Raw genomic sequence first — 2,918 nt, 5'->3', positions numbered from 1 at the left:
AGACGGCAGTTATTACCTTCTATACCTACCGTATGCTGTTTGCCAACTCGTTTGTTATCTGGTTTAAAGGCCGTTATGAAACTGTCCCAATTGTCCATACTAATAGAGTCATAGCTCACTTTAAGTTGCTTAAGACGTGCTCTTAACTTCTTAGCCGTTTTTAGGTCACGTTTGCCCCAGACATAAGCGACAATCTCATTAGTAGCACGGTCATAAGCATAAATAAGCCAAACTTTACGCTTCTTGCGATATACGTAAGTCCAGAACTCATCAACCTCTAAGCGTTCATAGTAGCGCTTCTTAGGTACAATCTTGTAAATGGATGAGCCTATGGTGCTAAGCACTTTTCCAATACTAACCTTAGCTATAACGGCTATGTCTCTAACACCACAACCTCGGACAGTCATCAGTCGTATGAGATCTTCTATTCTAGAGTGACAGCCGTTATAGGTTACCGCATGATCGCCAATAAACTGGCGTTTGCAGTCCTTGCACTGGTAGTTCTGCTTGCCATAGCTTTTTATGCCATTTTTCTTTAAACTGGGACTGTGACAGTCGGGGCAATTGATCTGTATTTGTGTCTTCATAACCTCAAATATATCATCTTGCTTCGGCTGTCATCCTTCCTTTATTACCCCAGCATACTTTTTGATACACCATCAAAAAAAATAGCAAGACACCTTCCTAAGGGTGGCAAGACCGACAGTCACTATCGCAGACTACAGCGATTTTTTGCCGAAGCGAGGATAGACTACGATCAATTAGCTTTAATGATATATCGACTATTTGGGCTAGGCAAAGTCACCTTAACCATTGACCGCACCAACTGGAAATGGGGTAAAAGTAACCTCAACATCTTTATGCTAGGGGTGGTATATAAAGGGATAGCCATCCCCTTATACTGGCAAATGCTAGATAAGCGAGGTAATACAAACCATCTTGAACGCTGTGAACTTATTGAGCGGTTTATCAAACAATTTGGCAAAGATAACCTTGAGATGATAGTAGCAGACAGAGAGTTTGTTGGCGAAAAATGGTTTAACTGGCTCACCAATAATCACATACCCTTTGCCATACGGATTAAGAAGAACAGTAAAGTTAAGAATCATCATGGCAAGTTGGTACAGATTAAAGAGTTATTACGCCATGTTAGCCATCAAGAAACATATCGACATGGACGAATACTGACTGTCGATGGTTGTTTGGTTCGAGTATTTGCCAAGCGTGATAAAGACTATGGTTTAGTGATTGTGGCCACCAATCAACTAGAAACAGTGGATGCGATGACAAGCTATGCTAAGCGTTGGGAGATTGAGACTTTATTTGCTTGTCTAAAGGGCCGTGGCTTTAATCTTGAAGATACCCACTTAACCCATCTTGATCGGGTCAGTAAATTAGTCGCAGTGAACGCCTTAGCATTTTGTTGGGCTTATCATGTCGGTATTTATAAAGACAAAGATAAGCCGTTAAAGCGCAAGTTAAAGTCAAACGCTCGACCTCAAGCCAGTTTGTTTGCGCTTGGCCTGGATGTGTTGATTGAGGGCCTTCACTTGGTGTTCTTTAACAATGATAAGACTGTATTTCGACAGTTAGTTAGCTTTTTAACCCCTAAACCTATGAAAATCGGGTGGGGATGATTTTTTTGTCGTGTGCAGAGACTTCCTTTATATAATTTCCACATAGCTCATCATATTTCTTCTAGAACAGCTAGAACTAGAGGTGCAAACCTTACAGTACAAAAGTTAATACCTACTCTTCCATAAAAACCCCGCTAGGACGGATGGGACACGTTAATTTAAGCACTGTTAATTTAAGGGCCTTTTTTAGAAAAAATCATCCAGATGAGTCAAGTCAATTGTTGCACTATACTGGCTATAATCAATCTATGTTTTAGCATCTTCTAATATCAAGGTGTATGTTGCATTACAGTCAAACTGTGAACCGATTAAATCACCTACATAGTCTTTTACATTCATTACCTAATTTCTCGCGATTCGTTATACGGTCAATCCTAACAGTTTCAGCTTGCAAGCAACAAAAAAGACTCAAATATGTAAGACCCAAATAAGTGCTCGTACCTTTATTTTATCAGAGCACTAAGTGTCGATCGTAGCCTACATCAATTGGTCAGCTCATACTACTCATCAAGGTAAATTAGATAAAACTCCGTATCTTTTAGAGGATTCTATCGAACTTGAGCAGTATGAGCTATGCTGTCAAATGCATAGACATAAATTTAGTATATTTTAGTCAAGCAGCCTGACGGCGGTAGTCAAAACTCTTATTTAACATGTTTGGATACACAAACTTGGACCGTCCCGAGTATGTCAGACGCTGCTTTATGATTTTTTTAATATTTATACCTAAGACATGCATATATGTATAAATTATTATTTTCTCCAAATTAGTTGACTAAAACCCTGATATTGGCGAGGATAAGATATAGAAATAGCCATGCATCGCTTGATGACAGCTAAATTGTATAGTCAGCTCAAAATAAAATTGTTATGATTAGAATAAATATCATAAAATAATTTAGATAAGTCATTTTGCATCCAGCCTTGGCGTAGAAACTTCACTTGTGCCCATTTCTTTTCAATAGGGTTTAGGTCTGGGCTGTACGGCGGCAACCATAGAATACGATGCCCGTGCCTGTTTAGTAGCTTTTGAATGCGTTTGCTCTTATGAAATCTGGCGTTATCCATCACAATCACGCATTTGGTTTTAAGACTTGGGATTAGCGTGTGTTTGCACCAGTGATAGAAGACGATGCTGTTTATGTTTGTCTCAAAGTAATCCAGGGCAAATAGCATCTTTTCATACAAAGCACCAATGACATTGGTTCGCTTTTTACCTTACCAGTTGTAGCTATCGATACAAGGCTTACCAATCGGTGCATAACCATGAGAGCGAATGGT

General features: G+C 39.3%; 2 protein-coding genes and 1 pseudogene. 1 reads left to right on the top strand and 2 read right to left on the bottom strand.

Going from position 1 to position 2,918, the window contains the following annotated elements; all coding sequences use genetic code 11:
• Positions 1 to 587: IS1 family transposase (locus EI164_RS15415; protein ID WP_192520839.1), on the bottom strand; the 587-nt coding region annotated here is incomplete at its 3' end.
• On the opposite strand from EI164_RS15415, the gene EI164_RS15410 reads away from it, so the two are divergent.
• A complete protein-coding gene (locus tag EI164_RS15410; protein WP_318779565.1) occupies positions 549 to 1,637 on the top strand; it encodes an IS4 family transposase in 1,089 nt (362 codons plus the stop codon). The two genes, EI164_RS15415 and EI164_RS15410, sit on opposite strands and share 39 nt — an antisense overlap.
• Positions 1,638 to 2,486: 849 nt before the next feature.
• Here EI164_RS15410 and EI164_RS15405 read toward each other — a convergent pair.
• Positions 2,487 to 2,840, bottom strand: a pseudogene (locus EI164_RS15405) (transposase); the annotation flags it as partial.
• Positions 2,841 to 2,918 lie beyond the last annotated feature (78 nt).

This window comes from Psychrobacter sp. FME13, from assembly GCF_014861395.1.
In the GTDB taxonomy this organism is placed as follows: domain Bacteria; phylum Pseudomonadota; class Gammaproteobacteria; order Pseudomonadales; family Moraxellaceae; genus Psychrobacter.
The sequence above is the reverse complement of the archived record's forward strand: the minus strand, read 5'-3'. Positions and strand labels throughout refer to the sequence as shown.